The 20,089-nt window shown below is 53.1% G+C and carries 19 protein-coding genes; 1 reads left to right on the plus strand and 18 read right to left on the minus strand.

From position 1 onward, the window contains the following. Nucleotides 1-10: 10 nt before the first annotated feature. From ACZ439_RS05260 to ACZ439_RS05270, 3 genes are read right to left on the minus strand one after another with little or no spacing between them, the layout of a single operon-like run. A complete protein-coding gene (locus ACZ439_RS05260; RefSeq protein ID WP_054796841.1) occupies nt 11-433 on the minus strand; it encodes a DUF309 domain-containing protein in 423 nt (140 codons plus the stop codon). Nucleotides 434-462: 29 nt separating this feature from the next. Continuing rightward, the gene (gene yjbM, locus ACZ439_RS05265) at nt 463-1,266 is read right to left on the minus strand and encodes a GTP diphosphokinase (RefSeq protein WP_127606070.1); all 804 of its coding nucleotides are present in this window, start codon (nt 1,264-1,266) and stop codon (nt 463-465) included. A 12-nt stretch (nt 1,267-1,278) separates the two neighbouring features. Further along, complete coding sequence (locus tag ACZ439_RS05270) at nt 1,279-2,382, minus strand: quinone-dependent dihydroorotate dehydrogenase (protein WP_127606072.1); 1,104 nt, start codon at nt 2,380-2,382, stop codon at nt 1,279-1,281. Between the two features lie 165 nt (nt 2,383-2,547). On the opposite strand from ACZ439_RS05270, the gene ACZ439_RS05275 reads away from it, so the two are divergent. After that, nucleotides 2,548-2,691: a hypothetical protein gene (locus ACZ439_RS05275; protein WP_164751750.1), complete on the plus strand. Its 144-nt coding sequence runs from the start codon at nt 2,548-2,550 to the stop codon at nt 2,689-2,691. Nucleotides 2,692-3,157: 466 nt separating this feature from the next. On the opposite strand, the gene ACZ439_RS05280 is transcribed toward ACZ439_RS05275, so the two are convergent. The 15 genes from ACZ439_RS05280 to ACZ439_RS05350 all read right to left on the minus strand — a co-directional run bounded on the left by ACZ439_RS05280 (nt 3,158) and on the right by ACZ439_RS05350 (nt 19,958). Further along, nucleotides 3,158-3,958, minus strand: coding sequence for a DUF2935 domain-containing protein (locus tag ACZ439_RS05280; RefSeq protein ID WP_054799248.1), 801 nt, complete (start codon nt 3,956-3,958; stop codon nt 3,158-3,160). A gap of 163 nt (nt 3,959-4,121) precedes the next feature. Continuing rightward, nucleotides 4,122-4,457, minus strand: a complete 336-nt coding sequence (locus tag ACZ439_RS05285; protein WP_054799247.1) for an HPr family phosphocarrier protein — start codon at nt 4,455-4,457, stop codon at nt 4,122-4,124. Nucleotides 4,458-4,565: 108 nt separating this feature from the next. Further along, nucleotides 4,566-5,612 (minus strand): ABC transporter substrate-binding protein, encoded by a 1,047-nt coding sequence (locus ACZ439_RS05290; protein WP_127606078.1) that lies wholly within the window; start codon nt 5,610-5,612, stop codon nt 4,566-4,568. Nucleotides 5,613-5,656: 44 nt separating this feature from the next. Beyond that, nucleotides 5,657-5,998 carry a 4Fe-4S dicluster domain-containing protein gene (locus tag ACZ439_RS05295; RefSeq protein ID WP_054796837.1) on the minus strand — a complete coding sequence of 114 codons (342 nt, stop codon included), beginning with the start codon at nt 5,996-5,998 and terminating at the stop codon, nt 5,657-5,659. Continuing rightward, nucleotides 5,998-7,635 carry an FAD-dependent oxidoreductase gene (locus tag ACZ439_RS05300; RefSeq protein WP_155614737.1) on the minus strand — a complete coding sequence of 546 codons (1,638 nt, stop codon included), beginning with the start codon at nt 7,633-7,635 and terminating at the stop codon, nt 5,998-6,000. Before ACZ439_RS05300 ends, ACZ439_RS05295 begins: the two co-directional genes overlap by 1 nt. A 32-nt stretch (nt 7,636-7,667) precedes the next feature. Further along, nucleotides 7,668-8,438 (minus strand): ATP-binding cassette domain-containing protein, encoded by a 771-nt coding sequence (locus ACZ439_RS05305; protein ID WP_054796836.1) that lies wholly within the window; start codon nt 8,436-8,438, stop codon nt 7,668-7,670. A gap of 16 nt (nt 8,439-8,454) precedes the next feature. After that, the gene (locus ACZ439_RS05310) at nt 8,455-9,231 is read right to left on the minus strand and encodes an ABC transporter permease subunit (protein ID WP_054796835.1); all 777 of its coding nucleotides are present in this window, start codon (nt 9,229-9,231) and stop codon (nt 8,455-8,457) included. A gap of 325 nt (nt 9,232-9,556) precedes the next feature. After that, nucleotides 9,557-10,060 (minus strand): YhjD family protein, encoded by a 504-nt coding sequence (locus ACZ439_RS05315; RefSeq protein ID WP_127606084.1) that lies wholly within the window; start codon nt 10,058-10,060, stop codon nt 9,557-9,559. After that, on the minus strand, nt 10,057-11,325 hold the full coding sequence (locus tag ACZ439_RS05320) for a DNA polymerase IV (protein ID WP_464620733.1): 1,269 nt from the start codon (nt 11,323-11,325) through the stop codon (nt 10,057-10,059). The genes ACZ439_RS05315 and ACZ439_RS05320 overlap by 4 nt, the downstream gene beginning before the upstream one ends. Then, on the minus strand, nt 11,322-11,693 hold the full coding sequence (locus ACZ439_RS05325; RefSeq protein WP_127606089.1) for a YhjD family protein: 372 nt from the start codon (nt 11,691-11,693) through the stop codon (nt 11,322-11,324). The genes ACZ439_RS05320 and ACZ439_RS05325 overlap by 4 nt, the downstream gene beginning before the upstream one ends. Before the next feature lie 233 nt (nt 11,694-11,926). After that, on the minus strand, nt 11,927-13,360 hold the full coding sequence (locus ACZ439_RS05330; protein WP_164751752.1) for a L,D-transpeptidase family protein: 1,434 nt from the start codon (nt 13,358-13,360) through the stop codon (nt 11,927-11,929). Between the two features lie 149 nt (nt 13,361-13,509). Next, the gene (locus ACZ439_RS05335; RefSeq protein ID WP_127606091.1) at nt 13,510-14,247 is read right to left on the minus strand and encodes an HD-GYP domain-containing protein; all 738 of its coding nucleotides are present in this window, start codon (nt 14,245-14,247) and stop codon (nt 13,510-13,512) included. A gap of 121 nt (nt 14,248-14,368) precedes the next feature. Continuing rightward, complete coding sequence (locus ACZ439_RS05340) at nt 14,369-15,961, minus strand: stalk domain-containing protein (RefSeq protein WP_201318988.1); 1,593 nt, start codon at nt 15,959-15,961, stop codon at nt 14,369-14,371. Nucleotides 15,962-15,989: 28 nt separating this feature from the next. Then, entirely contained in the window at nt 15,990-18,056 is a 2,067-nt protein-coding gene (locus ACZ439_RS05345) for a FecR family protein (RefSeq protein WP_464620734.1), read from the minus strand. 63 nt (nt 18,057-18,119) lie between these two features. Beyond that, complete coding sequence (locus ACZ439_RS05350; protein WP_155614742.1) at nt 18,120-19,958, minus strand: CHASE2 domain-containing protein; 1,839 nt, start codon at nt 19,956-19,958, stop codon at nt 18,120-18,122. Nucleotides 19,959-20,089 lie beyond the last annotated feature (131 nt).

Raw genomic sequence — 20,089 nt, forward strand, 5'->3', positions numbered from 1 at the left:
CGCGCGCTGATTAGTCTTCCTCGTGTTCTTGCGGCGGATGCAGGCGGTATTCCTCTACGAGCGCATTCAGCTCCGGATCGATAACGCGGATGTCCAGGTCATAGAAGGCGAATGGCTCCTCCGCGATCCGATGAAGCTTGCCCAGGTAGGCCCGGCTGTCCTGCCGCAGCGCCTCCAGATCGATGCCAAGCACCTCTTCCGGCTGCTGCTCAAGCTTCTCCAACGCCGCGGCGAACAGCTTCACCGCGCCCCCGTTATTGCCGTTCCGGTAATGATAAAGGCCTACCGCTACCTGCAGCAGGCCCTGATACAACGTGTCGCGTCCTTCCTCGAGCCAGAGCTCCTCCATCACCTCATGGCATTCGAAGTAATCCCTTGCGATGTTGAAATAGTACACGAACAGCACATACAACCGATCGTACTTCGCGGTCAAGATGAACCCTCCCCGGTTTCGAGCCGATGCTAAGACAACGAGCTCTTTTTCGCCCGGCTGATCGCCTCTTCGATTTGATCGGACAATTCTTTCAATAACCACGTGTCGTTCGTATCCCACAGTTCATTGAAACGCAGCTGGAATTGAGCGGCCTCCCGCACCCGATGGTAAAAATACAACACCTGAATGTTGTTCAGCACCCGGTTGACGATATTGGAGTTGTCCTCGAACAGCTGCTGCGACTCCATGATCTCGTCGCGGATGCTGCTCATTTCCTGATCGAGCTTGTACGCCGCTTCCGCCGCTTTGCTGAGCCGGCTGACGACTTCCTCCGGCAAGCTTTCGCGGTATTTGTAGTTGAGCGAATGCTCAATCGTCGCCCAGAAGTTCATCGCCAGCGTACGCAGCTGAATTTCCGCCAGCACCCGCTTCATGCCGAGCGACGTCTGCACCGGATACTCCACAATCATGTGATAGCTGCGGTAGCCGCTTGGCTTTTTGTTCGTGATATAGTCTTTTTCATACACTAACGTCATATCCTGACGGGCGCGGATCAGCTCCGCCAATTGCCCGATATCTTCGACGAATTGACACATGATGCGGATCCCGGCAATATCCTCGATGCCGGTCTCGATTTGTTCCATCGGCACGTTAAGCCGCTTCGCTTTTTCCAATATGCTGGAAACCCGCTTCACGCGGCCGGTCACAAATTCAATCGGGGAATACTCTTCGCGGCTTTTCAATTCGCTTCGCAGCGTCTTGAATTTGACCTTCAATTCTTCGACCGTCTGCTCGTATGGCAGAAGGAATTTTTTCCAATCGCGACCATCCATCCGTAATCCTCCCTATCTTCCCGTATGCGCCGAGCCGACCGCCTCCGAAATATGCTTGAAGCCGTCCTGCCGCAGCAGCTGCCGCAAGCCGCGGTTGATTCGTTTCACCAATGCAGGCCCTTCATAAATGAGCGCCGTATACACTTCGACCAGGCTGGCTCCCGCGCGAATTTTCGCATAGGCGTCTTCCGCTGTAAATATGCCCCCCGACCCGATAATCGGCAGCTTGCCTTCCGTTAAGCGGTACACGGTCCCGATCAGCTCCGTCGACTTGCCCGTCAACGGCCTGCCGCTCAGTCCGCCGGTTTCGCCGCGGTTCGCATTCGCCAGGCCGTCGCGCGAGATCGTCGTGTTGGACACGATGATGCCCGATACGTTGCTGCGCAAAATCGTCGCCGCCGTATACTCGACTTCCTCCGGCGTCAAGTCCGGCGCAATCTTGACGAGCACCGGCTTCTCCCGGCCGCCGAACTTCGCATGCATGGCGTCCATCTCGTCCTTGACGGCGGCGAGCAGACGCGACAAGTCGTCGCCGTGCTGCAGATTGCGCAGATCCGGCGTGTTCGGCGAGCTGATATTCACCACGAAAAAATCGCCGTAGCCATACAGGGCCTGAATGCATGCGCGGTAATCCTCGTGGGCTTGTTCGTTCGGCGTCGCTTTGTTCTTGCCTATATTAATCGCCAGCGGAATCGTCCGCTTTCCTTGATTCCGCAAATTGCGCTTCATGCCCTCGATGCCGACGTTGTTGAAGCCCATCCGGTTGATCAGCGCCCCGTCCTCGGGCAGCCGGAACAGCCGCGGCAGCGGATTGCCCTCCTGGGGCTTCGGGGTCACTGTCCCGACCTCCATGAAGCCGAAGCCGATGCTGGAAAAGCCCGGAACCGCCTTGCCGTTCTTGTCCAAGCCTGCGGCAAGGCCCACCGGGTTCGTAAACTTGATGTTCCAAAGCTCCGTCTCCAGCTCCGGGTAAACGCCGACGCCCCATACAGCCTGCAGCAGCCGCCGTCCTCCCGGTATTTTACCGAACGTATGCAGCCCGTCGATCGTGAGATGGTGCGCCTTCTCCGGGTCCATTCGGAACAGCACCGGTTTGGCTATCGATTTGTACAACATGCTTCTCGCCCTCTTCCCGTCCGTCTCTTGCTGACGATAACTCTCTCTAGATGACAGTTTATCGTTTTACGGCGGAAAAATAAAGAGGACAACCCAACAAAACCCTGACGCTGCAGCGGTTACAATATGGTAGAATATGCTTAAACCTATCGGAAGGCAGGGCTGATGTCGATGTCCAAAAAGAAAATTACTCCGTACGCAAAGCGCAAAGCGAAAGAAGAGCCGAACAAAAAGCTGATCATCTGGGTCGCCTCCGTCCTTGGCCTCATTATTGTCGGCATGTCGGTCCTTCTCATTGTAAACAGTTGAAGCGCTCGATAGTAATCATTTTTCCATGAGCGCCGAATAAAGTCAGCCCGAAGGAGAAAGCATCCTTCGGGCCTTTTCGGGCTATTTATTTTTGGTCTCCTGCAGGATCGCAACCAGCCTCCTCACCTATTTCTCAATCCTGCCGCCGACTCTCATAGCCGCGGCGGGAAAAATTAAGTTTGCGTTCTCCCGGCTTACCGCCATCATATGACACCTAAGAAAAAAGGCCAACCAAATTTGGCTGACCTAATAATACGAAATAAAGTATTTTCTTAGCGCTTAGAATAATTTAGTGGTTTGTCTGAAGAACTACATGCTACACGCGTATGTGCTTTAATTTATAATCGGGAATAAAATTGGAGGACGTAGCCCAAGCGAAGGCGCGGGAGATGTTTTCCTTTTTTGAGCTCTAACGGGAGTCATACCTGAGTTGTTCTCAGGGTTATTTATAATACACTCTTATGTTCTATCTCGCAGGAGTTTTTGTCAAACTACTTTCTAACATATCTATAATGAGAAGGAATCGCTCCGCTTCCCGAAATACATGGTCTGCCAGCAGGGGATGAATAATACTCTTTATACGACAAGACTCGATTAATTCTTTAGCCGTCTTTTTAAAATCGCGAAGAGATTTTACGGAAATTCGATTCTGGTCAAGGAATTGGTCTAGTAAAGGAACTGTCTGGGATTGAGGTCGCATGGATTCTAAATCTCTTGCTTGAAAGAGCAATTGGTCGAAATCTTGACTAAAGTTACGTGATTGTTCAACTAACTGCCGTTCAGAGGGGTCCAGTAAATGTCCAATAAATTTTGCATGGTCAGCCATTATCCTTAAGAAAAATACATTTTCATTAATGATTGCATCGGGTAAAGGATCTAATCTTCCAGTATTAAGTTCTTCCAATCTGTTTCTAAAGTAAAATGCTTCTCTACTCGTGTGGTCGACCAACAATGGAAAGTTATTGGCTCCTGGAAGTTGGCAACTTAAAATTAATCCTAACACTTTTCTTTTAAAAGCCCATATATGGGAAGCCGCATTGTGCACTTCTACATTGAATCTTTTGATTACTTCAGGGTCTGTTTCAGGTGTAAATGTGTTTGACCTTCTTTCAATTTCCTCAAACACCGCGTAAAAGTGATTCGCCTCATTTATTAACTGGGTGTCATCGCAACGAAACCCTAATTTCAGAAAAAGTGAATGTTCCTTCATTATACGTGACCAAAACCGAACTTCGTCTAAAGAACGCATAACGAATCCATTGGACATAGCTGCACCTCCATTTCACTCCATGATTAAATATTATGGACTTTGAAAGGAAGTATGCTCAAATAATGGATGCATGCGGTCTGTTTCAGCATTGACTTCCTTGACAGATGCATTCGTGAAAAAATGCGCCGCTTCCTGAATATGAATTCCGTTACGATGAGTGTTACATCGCTTGAGTAAAGGGGTGATGATGTACCGCTTTAATCTGCGCTGCTTGCGCAGGTACGGCGTCAGGCTCCCGCATCAGTTCGTGAATATAGGCATGAATGGATCTGAAAGCTTCAGTGGCATCCTCGCCTTCTACGTTCACGCTCAAGGTTTGGTCGCATTTCATCGTTAAGAATAAGGAGACGACCTGGGAAGACACCTTCCCGTTAATATACATCTGCTTTTTACCAAACAAGATGCTGCTTTTATAACCGTTCGCTATGTCCGCAAGCCTGATTAAAGATTCTATGGCAACCGGAATGGCTGCATCCCACTTCCATTCAATGTTCATCGTCAAATCCCTTCCTTTCTTCGTGAGAAAAATAAAGAGACATGCCCCCTCATCAGGTGAACATGTCTCCAGTTGACCGGAAGAATCGTTCCTTTTTGCTGCCTAAGCCTAAGGCTTATAGATCCAATCGTTAAGATTAAAGTCTTTCTTGATGATGCCGTTATCGAACAAATATTTTTTGGTTCCTTCCAGAAGTTTCAGACTGTCCGCTGAAAAATCCTCGACTTGCCACTGGCTAATATCGAAGGATGCTTTAACTACATCCAGCGGGAATTCGGAGGACTCGGCATACAGCTTATAGAATTCATCGGCATTGGACTGAATTTCTTTTGCTGCCTTTTGCCGCACTCCGTTCCATACTTGCACGAAGCCAGGGTTCCTGGAAAGGTAGTCTTCACTCGCCACCGTCACGCTCGAGCCCCGAAGATCCGGATGACTCTTTGCTTCATCTATCGCTTTATAGCCTTTGCTGATAATCAAAGGGCCGAACCCTGTCGGGTAAGCATAAGCTTCAATATCCCCTCGCGCCAAAGCCGCTTCGCCGTCAGCAGGGAGCAGGTGAACGACCTTTATGTCTTTATCCAAGCCTTTTTCCTGCAGCAATCCTTTCAGGTAACGGCTCATGTAGGAGCCATCGGCTGTAGCGATTTTTTTGCCTTTCAAATCCTCCACCTTTTGAGGTCCATCCGCTTTAGCCACAAGCCAGGCATTCATACCGGACTGGGTAATGTTAATCAGTTTCGTCTTCAAGCCGACCGCTCTGGCATTAATTGCCGGCGTATCGCCGTAAATTCCGACATCCAGAGCACCCGAGGCGAGAGCTTCATTCAAGTTCGGTCCGTTAGGAAAAGATTTCACCGAAACATCGGTGACGCCGTATTTTTTGAGTTCGGATTCCAGGTAGCCTTTTTTCTGCGCCCAGCCTTCTACCCCCGTGATGGTACCTTTGTTGTTAGGGGAAATATACCCGATACGAAGCTTCGGTTCAAGCGTCGTCTTCGCTTCGGATGTCTGGCCTGCTCCCTGCGCCGGGGCGGCTGCATCGCCTGCTGCCGGTTGCTTGGAGCCTGAAGTCCCGCATCCGGAGAGAGCCCAGGCAAATACAGATGTAAGGAGTAATGCAGTTAAAGTCCAATGCTTGCGGGATGAATTCATAGTAATGCCCCCTGTCTGTCTAGTTTAATAAGGTTGTGCCTGGTTTAGTGCCTGTGCATGCGTCGAAATATAAGATAAGAACCGTCATCCGCCGCCGTTGATTTGGCGCCCCGGGTCCAGCCCAAGTTGGTACGGTAGCTGCCCAGCTGTCCGCTTTCGATCAGTGCGGACTCGTTGAACTCCGCTTCCTGCTCGGCAAATGGCGATACGAACAAAGCATCCGTAGGGCAGTACAATTCGCACATAAAGCAGCTTTGGCAGTCGGATTTTCTGGCGATAGCAGGAACGCCGCCGTCTTCGGTTGCCGGATCGAATACATTCGTCGGGCAGACGGACACGCACTGGTTGCAGTTGACGCAGCGGTCTTGGCTTAAGATTTCAATCATTAGATGACAGCCTCCTTCTTGGTGAATGTGGAATGGATACCGGAGTGGGCGGCACCGGCATCCTGATCGGATAACGGTCGAACCCAGAGCTGATCCAAACCGCCGCTTAGCAGGCGATAATGCTGCTTGGTATCGGACCCGGGAAAATCTTCGCGACGGTGCATCCCTCTCGTCTCCTGACGCGCTGATGCGCTTGTAAACATCCAACGGGCCGTCGCAGTCATTGCCGCCGCTTCCCGGACCCGAACGGTATTGCCGTCCCCGGCCTGAAGTCCGCTTTTCACTTCATTCCAGACGCGCTCGAGCCGCTGAAGCCCTCCTTCAAGCCCTGCTCCTGTGCGGAACCAGTTCCGGTCGTAAGGGAACACCTCGTCCTGTACGGCCTTCACGATCTCACTCGTATCCGGTCCTCCCTTGCGCTCCGCCGGTTGTGTCGGGATGCCGGTTCGTTCCGAGAGCCCTTGCGCACTGCGGCTGGCGGCATGCGCTCCCAATTTCAAGGCATAGCGTGCCGCTCCCTCACCGGACCAATAGCCGGAGGACATCGCCCAAGCCGCATTATGGCTGCCTCCGCCGGTAAACCCGCCGCAGATGAGCTCACGTGTCGCCGCATCCCCGGCAGCATACAATCCAGGTACCTTGGTCGCGCAGCTTTCATCGATAATATGGATGCCGCCCGTTCCGCGAACCGTTCCTTCAAAGCGAAGCGTAACCGGAAATTTTTGCGTGAACGGATCGATTCCGAGTCGGTCGAAAGAAAGGAAAAAGTTCGGCTGTGCCTTGCGCATCGCCTCTTTCAGCTCATCGTCGGCCTTATCCAATCGGGCGTACACGGGCTGGGTGAGCAGCGTCCGCGCGATCACCGAGCGGCCTCGCTGCGACCCTGCGCCTTCGATCACCCGGCCGTCTTCGTAATAGAAGGTAGCCCAGGTGTAGAAGGCCGACTTCGTCACCGGAGAGAATGCAGGACACAGAGAGTACGCGGTAGAGAATTCCATGCCCGAGAAATCGGCCCCCGCTTCAGCGGCCAACAAATAGCCGTCCCCGGTTAATACATTCGTCCCTAAGGCTTTGCTTAAAAATGCGCAGCCGCCGGTCGCGATCACGACGGCTGAAGCATCGACCCGCCACGTTTCCTTCGTTTGAATGTTCGTTCCCGTCGCTCCGGCCACACCATGCTCATCCGCGAGGAGCTCCAAAGCCGGACTGTGATCGAGGATCTTCACTCCCGCCTTCTGCACCTGTCTGCGCATCAGCTTCATATATTCCGGCCCTTGCAGACTCTGGCGCTGAGACAACCCCGCTTCGTCGACAGGAAATGGGTAGCCCCAATCCGCAATCTGGTTCGTATTGGCAAAGGTACGGTCAAGCACCCGCTGCATCCAGCCGCGATCGGCCAAATAGCCCCCCAGCGCTTCACGGCTTTTCATTGCGCTTTCCCGCTCCTCAGGATTCGGATTCACATACCAAACACCTGTGCCGGATGGAGCCGTAGCGCCGCTCGTTCCGCAATAGCCTTTATCGACTAATACAACCTTCGCACCTTCTCTAGCTGCTGTTACCGCCGCCCAGGTCCCCGATGGACCTCCGCCGATTACCAACACATCTGCGTTCAGATTCACATCATATCGACTCATTGTTTTCCCCGCCTTTATAGAGTATGGATTTATCAAATCGAAAACGAAAGCTCCCGTTGGGCTTCTATTGCGCCTGGCTCCTTCAAGAGCAAGCGATCCAAAATCACCTTCTCAAAATAGGCAAATCCACTGTCGCGTTCTCTCGGACGCGGGAGTGTAATTTTCACATCCATCGCGATCTTCCCGCTCTCAATGAGCACTACGCGGTCCGCCAATGCTACCGCTTCGCTCACATCATGCGTGACGAGCAAAACGGTAAATCTTTGCTCGCTCCACAACCGTTCAATCAACTGCTGCATTTCGATTCGCGTCAACGCATCCAGGGCGCCTAGCGGCTCATCGAGCAGGAGCAATCTCGGGCTTCCGGCCAAAGCACGTGCCAACGCTACGCGCTGCCGCTGACCGCCTGACAGGACCGCTGGCCATGCACCGGCTCTTTCCTCCAAGCCCACTTGCTTCAGCGCTTCATGCGCCAGCTTCTTGTCGCCGGACTTCACGCCGATGCGGACGTTATCGACCGCCTTCCTCCAGGGAAGAAGCCGGGAATCCTGAAACAGTACCCGGATATCGGGATGGATGCCCTTCGTTGCGTTGCCTTCGATCATAATCAGACCGTCCGACGGCTTCTCCAAGCCGGCTACCAAGCGAAGCAGCGTGCTTTTGCCGCATCCGCTCCTGCCAACGATCGCGACGAATTCACCGGGTTCCGCCTGAAAGTTAATATCTGTAAGCACCTCTGTTGTACCAAATGTTATGCCCAAATTACGAGTATGCAGCTTAACGCCGCCTTCTTTGACCGTCATGTCCATGACCTCCCCTTCACGCTTTTTTCACGTAGTTATGATGCCATTGAAGCCACCGCCGCTCGAGGAATTTCGCCGCAAGATCGGATAACTTGCCGAGCAGCGCGTACAAGATCACGCACAGCACGACGACGTCCATTCGCATATACTCCCTGGCGTGGGAAGCCATATAGCCGATCCCGGAATCGGCAGCAATCGTCTCCGCGACAATCAGCGTGATCCACATGATGCCTAGCGAGAACCGGACACCGAGCAAAATATTGGATAGCGCACCGGGCAATATCACTTGGGTGAATAAGGAAACTCCGTTTAACCCGTAAACCCGTCCCATCTCGATGAGTCCCGGATCTACCGAGCGTATGCCATGAAATGTATTCAGATAAATCGGAAATGCCACCCCGAGAGCTACCAGAAACAATTTGGACGTTTCGCCAATACCGAACCACATAATAACCAAGGGAATAAGCGCCAGATGAGGAATCGTGCGCAGCATCTGGACCGAAGTATCAATAAACCGTTCGGCTACAGGGAAAATGCCGTTTAATAATCCAATGAAGAAAGCAACGCTTCCTCCGATCAGAAAGCCTAAGAACGCCCTCTGCGTGCTGGCACCTACATATTCCAGCAGCGTGCCGTCCTTGACCACCTCGACAAGCGCTTGCACGACTTCCAGAGTCGTTGGCAGTATGCGTTGAGATAAAACGCCTGCAGCGCCGAACGCCTGCCAAGCTGCCAGCATCGGTACAGGCAAAACCCAAGGCTGCCAGAATGTTGCGAATTTTCGTTTGGACATGGGGAATCCCTCTCTTTTTGTGAAGTGGAGTTGGTTGACGGATGATTCGAATGATGAAACAAAAACAAAAGAGACCCCCTACCTTCTTCAAAAATGAAAAAGGTGGAAGTCTCCTCTTTGCCGGGTAGACTGGCCATACCATCCTATTTGTAAACAATTCATATATATTTACTCGGATTAATGTTGTTGATTTACTATAGCACCTCATTCCAAGGATCGTCAATACGCTGCTTTCATTTTATCAAAATGATAACAACCGGCTCCAACTGGATTTCAATACATGAAGCCCGCAGGAAGAAATGTTTCCGTCGGGCTTCTGCATGGTTTATATTTGTTGCTCATCCGGTCTTCCCGCGCTATACATGTTTGTTACAAGACTGTCGGCGTATCGTCCAATCCTCACACTTATTTCAGCACGCATGTAGTCTCTGGTGATTGTAAAACTATCTTCATGCTCACGGCAGATATATCGGTAGCGAATCATCCGATCATCTTTTTCCTCTTCAAACACACGGATGTTTTTTTCCAACAAGTATTTTTTTACTTTCGACAAGTCTACATGAATGTTTTTCGCCAGAACCTGAGCCGCTTTAGAATAGAGCAATCTCAAGGTTTCGGAGGAGCGTTCCACTTCCCGAGCCTTTCTTATAATAATCGAATGCATGATGGGCAATAACACATAATCTCTCATCATGTTGATTTCTTCCGTTGTCGGACGACTATGTTGAACTGATTTATCGTTGAGTCTGTTCTGAAATGCCTCTTTATGTTGCGGAAGCATCATCCGGCTGGATTCCCACAGCCCGTTCTTTTCAAGCTTTTTGCTCATTTATAATGCCCTCCGATTTTCATCGACCTATCCGCCGCTTGCCCGGCAGCGGTAAGCGATGAAGCTCTTACGATTGCGGCGCTGCCATATCGATTTTTTATACTATCCGTAGCTTTCTCCAAGGCTCTGGACTTTACCTGATCCTCAAAGAGGGTAAGCTGGTAATCCTGATCGTCCATTAACTGGCTTAATGTCACACCGACACGACGCACGGGCATTTTATTCCAGAATTTATAAAAAAGCATTTTTACGGTTTCAAATACGGTATTGGTGTGGTTAGTAGGGTCCTGCATCTTCATTTGGCGCGAGAATCCGGTCGGTGCTTCGTAGGGACTGCACATGCAGCTGACCGTGACTACAGAGCCCATATATCCTTTACGACGGCAGTCGCGGCATACCTCCTCTGTGAGCTCCAGTAAAATGGTGTTCACTTCCCACGTCTCCACATAGTCTCGAGGTAAAGTCATCATATGGCCGACTGATTTTGGCGGCGTGTTGAATGTTCCGGGTGTAACCGGGCTATCATCCAGACCGTTCGCCGTCCGCCACATCACCTCTGCATGAATATCCGATTGCTTGCCAAAGCGAGCACGAAATTTATCTTTAAGACGCGGCAGCGGCGTTCTGGCAATATCGCCGATGGTGTGCATTCCAAGACGAGCAAAATGTGCCGTCATACGTGAACCGACACCGAACATCTTATTTACGGGTTGTGGCCATAGCAAAGTCTCGACTTCTGCTTTTGACAAGGTAAAGATGCCACTTTCATTCTTCTTTGCCCATATATCCGTCGCGATTTTAGCAAGTATTTTATTAGAACTGATGCCTACTCTAACCCATACTCCGGTTTGACTAAGAACCTTTTGCTGAATAGATTTAGCGATCGTTTCAGGATCTCCAAAGATAGGCAAGCTTGCAGAAACATCCAAAAACTGCTCATCAATACTGAATATCTCAACAAGATCCGTAAACTCCTCATAAATCTTCGTAATCATCAGTGAGACATCAATGTAATGCTGCATCCGGGGACGCATGACAACGAGCTCCGGACACTTGATAAGGGCTTCGCCCAACCGTTCCGCCGTAGTCACCCCGAAGCTTTTCGCGATGGGACAGGCAGCCAGAATAATACCTGAGCGGCGTGCCGGATCACCGGCAACAGCAACGGGTTTATTTTTACATTCAGGATGATCCGCCTTCTCTACGCTGGCGTAAAAGCTCTGGCAATCCGCTAGAAAAATAGTCCTTTCGCTGTTCCCGCTCATCTTATCTGCCTCCGTAAGTTCATAAGCATGGTCATGAGCTCAGCCTTTATCAAACTCCTCAGCATGTTGAAATGATGAACGTAGCCGCGGACTTTGTATTCTACCTGAATACCCTGCGCATTCATTTCTGTACTCAAAACTTTAATATTTTGTTGGATCATCTTACTTTTAATGCTCTGCAATTTTGAATAAATGGAATCTTCAACTTCCCTAAGATAAAAAATGACATGACGGAAAACAATTTTGTCCTGATACATTTTTAACGTATCCATATCTCTGGCTAACATATCCAGCAAAATGGGCAGCAAGGTGTAGTCCTTGATGATTTGAATATCTTCTTCGGTTTCAATACTTGGATTAACACTCATACATCCACCACCATCATGCGAACATATATTCTCGTTTCACATTATACACCGAACACTTGTTCTTTATGCAAGTGAATTTTTTGGAAATCGATTCTTCCCTCAGCCATGCAAAAAAAACAGGTTACCGGCAGGCACCTGTCCTTTGCAATATTTTCGTACTCCATCTCTGCGGCTCAAATTTACGATCACGCCATCATCGTTGAACGGAACGCCAAAAGCGAGGGGAACGTCGTCTAATCGAGCCATTTATACACCTTGTTCGGGTTCGTATCGTCGGCTTGAGCGGGCAGCTTCAACGGGGTCGCGCTGACGGACGTGGCGGCAGGCAGCAAGCCGCGGCCGATCGTCACCTTCGTACCGAGCGGCGCCATGTCGAACAGCTCCTCCACGTCTGTCTGGCGCATCCGGACGCAGCCGAGCGACTGATCCTTGCCGATGCTCTTCGGCTTGTTCGTCCCGTGAATCGCGTATAACGTATCGGACAGCGTCATCCCTCGGCTGCCGAAATCGCCGTCTGATTGGCCGTTCGGATTGCGCACCTTCTCCGAAATAACGAAGCTCCCTTCCGGCGTCCGCGAACCGCCGAGACCGACCGGGTATTCGCGCACGACAATGCTGCCGCTCACGACCGCCAGCCGGTGAGCCGTTTTGTCTATCTTAATTTCAAGCGGCTCGGCGAGCGGTTGAATCAATCCCTCGGGAAGCTCACCGGGTGGCGTCTGACCTTGCGAAGATCCGCCCGCCTGCGCGGCTGAGCGCTCGTTCCAGCCCTGCATCTCTTGCGCTATAGCCGCCGAGTCGCGTGCGAACAGCTCCGACATATAAGGCGTCAACCCGGGCAGCACGTTGTCCGGATACGACGCCGTCAATTGCGAAGCTTCCGTAGGCGCTTGTCCGGTGCGCCGGATGTAGGCTGCCACCGCCGAGCGAAGCACGGCCTGCTGCTCCTGATGAGACATCCATGCCGCTACGACGCCGTCCGCCCGCTGAGCGTCGCTCGGCTCGCATTGACAGCTTTCCGCGTCGTGGTACAAAATTTGCTGCCGCGAAGCGTCAGACTCCGCCTCCACCGACAAGAGCGTCTCCGGCTTTCGCAGCCATTCGATCCAGGTCGAATCGCTGAGCGGGATGCCGCGCACCAGGATGCCGAAGCTTCTCACCCGTTCGAGCAGCAGCATGTGCTGCAGCGCTTGGCCGATCGTCTCCGGCGTTTTGGTCCCGGCCAAATAGTACACCCGGGTCGCCTGAATTTGCGCCGGCGTGACGTCCGCAGGGACGACGGCCGCAGGCTGCGCCAGCTCCTCCACCGTTCGCGTCTGCAGGCCGGGCGCCGAGAGCAGCGCAGCTCCGAGCGCAAGCATCGCTACGGCGAGACGCATGAACCGAATCCCCCAGCGGCGAGACGCCCGAGGCGGCTTCGACGGCCCGGGCGAAGCCGCCTCCTCCGCGGGCAGCACGACCTTCTGCTCTTCATAGGCCTCGTACACCTCGCCGGCTTGCGCATAGCAGTACAGCGCCTTGCCCTGCTTGCCTTGCTCCTCATACTCCCGGCCGAGCAAGTACCAGGCCATTTTATTATCGGGATGCTCCCGGACGTATTTTTTCAAATATTGCGGATCCTGTTTAAAAAACTGCTGCAGTTGTTCGTCGGAATCTTTCGTTCTCACGAACTCCCCCTCGCTTTCCACCCTTCTCCCCTATAATATCGGCCGGCGGCTTTTAATTGTGAAGGTGAAGGGGAGCCGCGGAAGCAGCGCCAAAAACCGCTCTGCAGCGGTTTCAGCTTCTTCTTGCCTTATTCATGAAGCGCTCCCTCTTACCTCTCCTCGAGGCTTGACGATGAACGCAGTACCGTTCCCGTGCGAAGCTTCTCTCGCATGACCGCCTCAAAGGCATCGACGATCTCGGGGTCGAAATGGGTCCCCTTGCAGCGTATAATTTCCGACATGCCTTCCTCGTAGCTGCGCCCTCGCGCGTAAGGACGGTCCGTCGTCATCGCGTCGAAAGCGTCGGCCACGGCGACGATTCGCGCGAAGAACGGAATTTGATCCCCGCGCAAGCCGTCGGGGTACCCCGAGCCGTTCATCTTCTCATGATGATATTTGGCAACCTGAGTCGCCTGAAGCATACGTTCTTCCGGCTCCATCTTGGACAAGATGCGGGCGCCGATCGTCGTATGCGCGATCATCTCCTGAAACTCCTCGTCGTTCAAGCTTTCCGCTTTCAGCAGAATACGATCGGGTACGCCGATCTTGCCGATGTCGTGCATCAACGCGGCGCGGTGGAAATGCTTGCATTCTTCCTCGGATATTCCAAGCTTCCGTGCGATCCACAACGAGTACAACGCAACGCGGGACGAATGCCCGGCCGTATAAGGATCGCGTGAATCCAGCGCCAATACGAGCGAATGAATCAAATTCATCGAGAACGGATGGTCCGGTTCCGCACCGCCGCGATTTAATTCGGATGCCGATTCCAGCAGCAGCTCCAAGTCACGGTTTCTTTTTTCCAATTGTTCGATACGCTTCAGCAACCGCTCTCGTTCGTCCGGCAAGCCGTTCACCTCTGTTCTTTGACGTCTGAATGTACATGTAATCTTAATCGAAAAGACCTATTCTGTGAAGAAAGTAAAGTCGCTCTCTCTACAGAATAAGCCTTGTTCCGTTCAGCGGCAATTATTTGCCAGTTGTCCGCAAGATGGCGGTGCGTGTCTTAGAATCCCATTCAACATCCAAGCCAATTTCTTCGGCGAAGAAACGAACCGGCACATAAGTGCGGTCTTGTTTGATATAAGGGGCGGCATCCGTGCTTTTCTCGACGCCCGCTTGGCCCTGCTCGATTCGTTTCACGCCGGTGCGGTCGATGTAAAGCTCAATCGTTACGCCGTCTTTACTCAGCTGGACGGCTCTCGCCGCATCGTCGAACGTTACGTTGTAACCGAGCGCTTCCGTGATCGCCCGAACAGGAACCATCGTCCGTCCGTTCCCGATTTCGGGCAGCGCATCAAACTCGATCCACTTGTCATCGAGAACGACCTTCACGTTCGTATCGTCCGGCAGGTTGGCGGGAAGCCGGAAAGGACGGATTTGACGAATTTTATTGTTGTAAGCGTCCGAAACAAGCAGACTGCCGTCTTCCAGCACGGCGACGTCCGTCGGACGATGCAGCTGCGCATAGCCTTCGATGCCGTCGGCCTCGCCCGTCGTTTGATCCGGCGCGCCGGCAAGCGTCGATACTTGACCGTCGAGCAAATAACGGATCGAATGGTTTTGGCTGTCGGCGATGACCACGCCGCCTTCTTCCGTAACCGACAAGCCCAGCGGGAAGTTAAACGCCGCGTTCAACGCCTCCCCGTCGGCAAAGCCGCCCGGGACATACAGATCCTTGAGCGCTTCCGCTTTGCCGCTGCCGGCTGCCGTTGTGACGGTGCCTTGCTGCAGATCGATATAACGGATACGCTGATTGCCCGCGTCGCTGACGTACAGGTTGCCCTTGCCATCCAAAGCCAGCCCGCTCGGCTCGTTAAACTTGGCCTGAGCCAAAGCTCCGTCGGCGAAATCTCCCGCCGGCGCCGCTTGCCCTGGAGAAACCTCGACCGCCCGTCCGGATGCCGCATTTAACGTCGTCACTTGACCGCTTGGCGAAATGCTGCGAATCGCATGATTCAGCGTATCGGCTACATAAACGGTACCGTCAGCCGCGACGGCGACATCCAGCGGACTGTTGAAACGCGCCTTGGATCCCGGCCCGTCTTCCTTGCCCAGAACGCCGTCCCCGGCAATCGTGCTGACGTTGCCGGACGGATCGATTTTGCGGATCGAGTGATTGCCGGTATCCGCGACGTATACATTGCCTTGCGCGTCGGTCGCGATTCCCTGCGGGCCGGAGAACAGCGACAAGTCGCTTGCGCCGTCCAATCGCCCGCCGATCGGGAACCCTTTAGCGTCCATTTCGTAATAAATGCCGGCGTACGGGGTAACCAGCCCGCTGTAGATTTTGCGAATTTGATGATTGCGCGAATCGCTGAAAAGAACCGCTCCGTCCGGCTTGACGGCAATACCTGCCGGAAGCCGGAATTGCGCCGCATTCGTCCTGCCGTTGACGTTGCCCATATCCCCCGTTCCGGCGTATGTCGTCACTTGGAGCAATAGTTGATGATCCGCTCCCCGGAGACCGTCCGCGTACAAGCCCGCTGCAGACGCTCCGGTACCTCCGGCGATAACGGATGCGAGGATGGACAAGGCGATGATTTTCATGGCTTTATTCATGAGGTGCTCCTTTCTGGCCGCTGAAGCTTTAATTTAACGTCACAGCGGCCGATGCTGCCGCGCTGACCGGCAATTCGTATACGGTGCGGCCGTCTTTGTCAAGGACCTTTACATACATCAGCTTGACTTGTGTCGAAGCAGCCGACGTCGTTACGGTTAACGGCGCGAAGAGCAGCGTTGCCGTTTCGCCCTTCAAGTTGATTGGCGGCACCGGGCTGGAGCCGGGCGTCTCATAACGGGTGCCGGCGAAAATCAGCTGCTTCTCCGTCGTTCCGACCTCTTGCATTAACGTTTCCGCCGAGTTTGCCCCGTCGAATATCGTTCCGTCATCACTAGGCAAGCCTGCGCCCGGAGCCTCGTAGTTCAAATCGGCCTTGTTGTAAGCGACATGCGCCTGAACCGCATAGAACGGAAGAGCTTCCAGGAAGTTCTCCATCTCCAGCTTCAGCATGATTTGATTGTTTTCCTTGACGCCGACCTGGCTCAGGGTCACTTTCGGTTCAACCACTTCGATCGCAATCTCTTTGTCTGCGCTTGTTCCGGCAGAATTGATCGTAACCGCATGCAGCCGGTAAACCCCAAGGGTGCTTGGTACGGTAACCGTAAACGCAGCTTCTCCGTTCACAACGTCTTTCGTTTCGTTGTTCAGCTTAATTTTCGAACCGGCCTCTGCGGTAAGCACGACGGTTACGCTTTGGTTTTTCAACGCCTTCCGGGGGGCGCTCTTCACGACGGGAGCGCCCGGAGGCGTATTCCCGGAATCCCCGCTAGAATTAGATGGAGCTGGCGCGGGGGTTGGCGCCGGATTCGGATTGTTCTGTTGCGTTTGTTCGAAATTTTTTCTGGCCTCATCCGTCATACGGCTTAACAGCGCATCCTCGGCTTGTTTATTAGCCGCCGCCTTCGCTGCATCGTTCGCTTCCTTGATCCGCTTCTTGTCTTCTTCCAGCCGATTCAGCAGAGAGCTCAGCTTATCCTTGTTGGCCTGAAGCAGATTGTCTTCACCGGTTTTCGGCGGCGCAGGGGGCTGCTCCCGCTTCGCCTTCTCGACCTCCGGGTCGATCCCCGCGTTCTTGTCCAGCAACGGGATCTTGTTCAAATCAATCTTTTTGAGCGGGTCTTCGATGTTTTGATTCGCCTGATCCACCATCTTCTGATCAATTTTCTTCTCATCGATGGCAGCTTTCACCAGGTTCGGGATAGCGGCATCGAAGTTGTTCATCACTTTCGCCAAATCGTCCTCCGACAGAAATTTGAGGATCGCAAACTCATCCGGCTTCTGCAAGCCTTGCTCGAACTGCTGCTGCAATTTTTGTTTCATCTCATCGAGCTCCCGCTGGATGTCGGGAATGTTTTTCACGAAAGCTTCCATTACCTTGGGCGAAGCCTGGTTTACGATTTGATTCATATCCGCATATTCAACCCTCGTACGCAAATCAGGCGCTTGCGTTCGCGTGTCCAGATTGATCTGCTGGGCCGGATACACCGCTGCGGTATTTGTAAGCTGTAAACTGGATTCGCCGGGCCCTGAAGTACCGGAAGTTACGGTCGTCGCCCTGACGACCCCCGCGGCAACCAGCATGGTCGTTCTACCCGTTAACGGATTGGTATATATGAAGAACTGCGTTCCGCGTACACCCATGACCGCCGTCGGCGTCTCCACCTCGAACTCGTCTTCCGAGCTGACGAGCGATTTCACTTTCGACCACATGGAGCCGGCCCAGGCTTTCACCTTCGATTTCTTCGCGCCCCCGTCTTCCATCAGCTCGGAGATGTACACCTCGGCGTTCTCCCCGATCGTCAGCTCATCGTTCCGGTCGACGATCCGCAGCACGGCCGACGCTCCGGGACCGGTGGAGATCGTATCCCCCTGATTCAGCGTCAAGTCTTGATAAACCGTATTGGAACGGGATCCGCCCGATTTCGTGTAGGTGACGTCGCCGCTCACTTCAACAACGACGGCGGAACGAACGGACTTGGCGGAAGCCGGTTCGGCGAATGCCGAAGACAGCAGCGACAAAACCATCGTCCCCGTTACGGCCCAAGACACCGTCCTCCGGCCTTTCCGTTGATGTGCTTCAGTTTCGTGTCTCACTGCAAAACTCCTCTCTTTACGATGTATAAGAACCATCGAAATCGAAATCGAACCCATTCTCGTCTAGGATACGCCGGTTTTCCTTTCCGCAGCTGACGCCGGAGCTCCCCGTATACCTAACACCTCGTACAGCTTCAGCGGCACGCTCTTCCCTTTCATCAGCTTCTCGCCGGCAAAGTTGTATTCGAAGTACGCCTTCGTCAGCTCATACGTCGCTTCGGAAACAAGCACTTGATTCGGCTGCGTGTTCGATTCGATCCGCGCCGCCGTATTGACGTTATCGCCGATCGCCGTGTAGTCGACCCGCAGGTAGGAGCCGATGTTGCCGACGACCATTTTCCCCGTGTTGATGCCGATCCCTACCGCAATCGTTACGCCATACTTCTCCAGCACGTCGGCGCGAACCTTCTCCATGCCCTTCTGGATCTCGAATGCCGTCTTCACCGCGTAGTACGGATGGTCCGGAACGTCAAGCGGAGCGTTGTACAGAATCATCGCTGCGTCGCCGATAAATTTGTCGATCGTGCCGTGGTTGGCCAGCGCCCGTTCGGTAATCAGGTTGAACATCATGTTGAGGAAATCGACGACCTCCTCCGGCTCGAGCCTCTCGGATAGCGGAGTGAATCCCCGGACGTCCAGGAACAGCACGGTTAGCTCTTTACTGATGCCGCCGAGCTTGATTTCTTGCTCGCTCGTAGCTATTTCTTTAACCAGATCGGGGGAGATATAACGGCCGAATTGTTTCGTTATGTAGTTTTTCTGCTTCGTCTCGAAGTACGTCTTCATGGAGATATTCCCGAGGTAGGCAAGCAATCCGCACGCCAGCGCGCCTACGACATCCATATATTGCAGCGAGGAGGAGAACAGGAAATATTGGCCCGCAAGGAGCGCAATCATGAGGCCGAGCAGGAGAAGCGCTCCCGAAGTCGCCCGGAGCCGCCAGGTCGCGATGACGGCGAATAGCGCCACGACGACGGCAAGCGCCAGCTCCAGCAGCCCGTTCACCCGCGCAATGACTTGATCTTTCAAAATTTGGTTCAAGATGTTCGCATGCGCGTAAACCATGTGCATATGGTTCTCGATCGGGGTAATGCCTTCATCCGAGCCCGGCGCCACATAACCGACCAGAATAAGCCGGTCCTTGAATGTCGCCGGAGGCACTTTGCCTTGCAGCACGTTATTGAAAGGAATCGTTTCAAAGTCAAACTCCTTGGCGTCCCATCGAATCAGCATCTCCGATTTCGGACGGTCTTTCAGCACCGGCAAATTCAAGTAGCGATCCACATTGGCGCCCGCCAGTTGGGCCATCGCCAAGCCCATCGACGGAAATAGGCCTTCGGGCGTATGGATTTGCAGCCAGTTCGAGCGGACGACGCCGTCAGTGTCGAACGTTGCGTTGATGTGCGCCCGGTGCACGGAGTCTTTAAATATCGGAATCGGCTGCTGCACCCCGCGGGCCTCCATCCATTCGCCGGCCCTGACCGTCGTGCTGCGGTTGAATTCGCCTTCCACCAGCGCGTGCGAAGGAAGAATAATGTTCTTATGCTTGGCCAGCTCCTCGGCAAGCGCCTGGTCGCTCTCCGGCTTGTCGCTTTCGGTGTACAGCTCGATATCGAAGGCAATGACTTTAGCCCCGCCCTGTTCCAACTTTTGAATCAGCTGCGCGTAAACCTTCCGGTCCCACGGATAAGGTCCCACTTCCTTAATCGACTGCTCGTCGATGCCGATGACGACGATATCCTCATGCGGCTGCTGGGACATCGTACCTTTCAAATTCCACATATATATCTCATTCGACAGCACCTTCAACCAACCGGACGCCAGTATGACGATACCTAACAATATGATGATAGCATTGCCAATAAAAAGGACGGTTGACTTGCTCATTTCCTTCTTCTTCATGAATAGCCCCCAGCGATCAGTATACGCCACTATATTTTAACATACAAAAACATTTAAAGAATCAAGGAATTGTAAAAACATATGAAAAAAAGCCTACCCCCGATGGCCGGGAATAGGCTTTAAGTTGCAGG

Source organism: Paenibacillus sp. JCM 9796 (assembly GCF_055379675.1).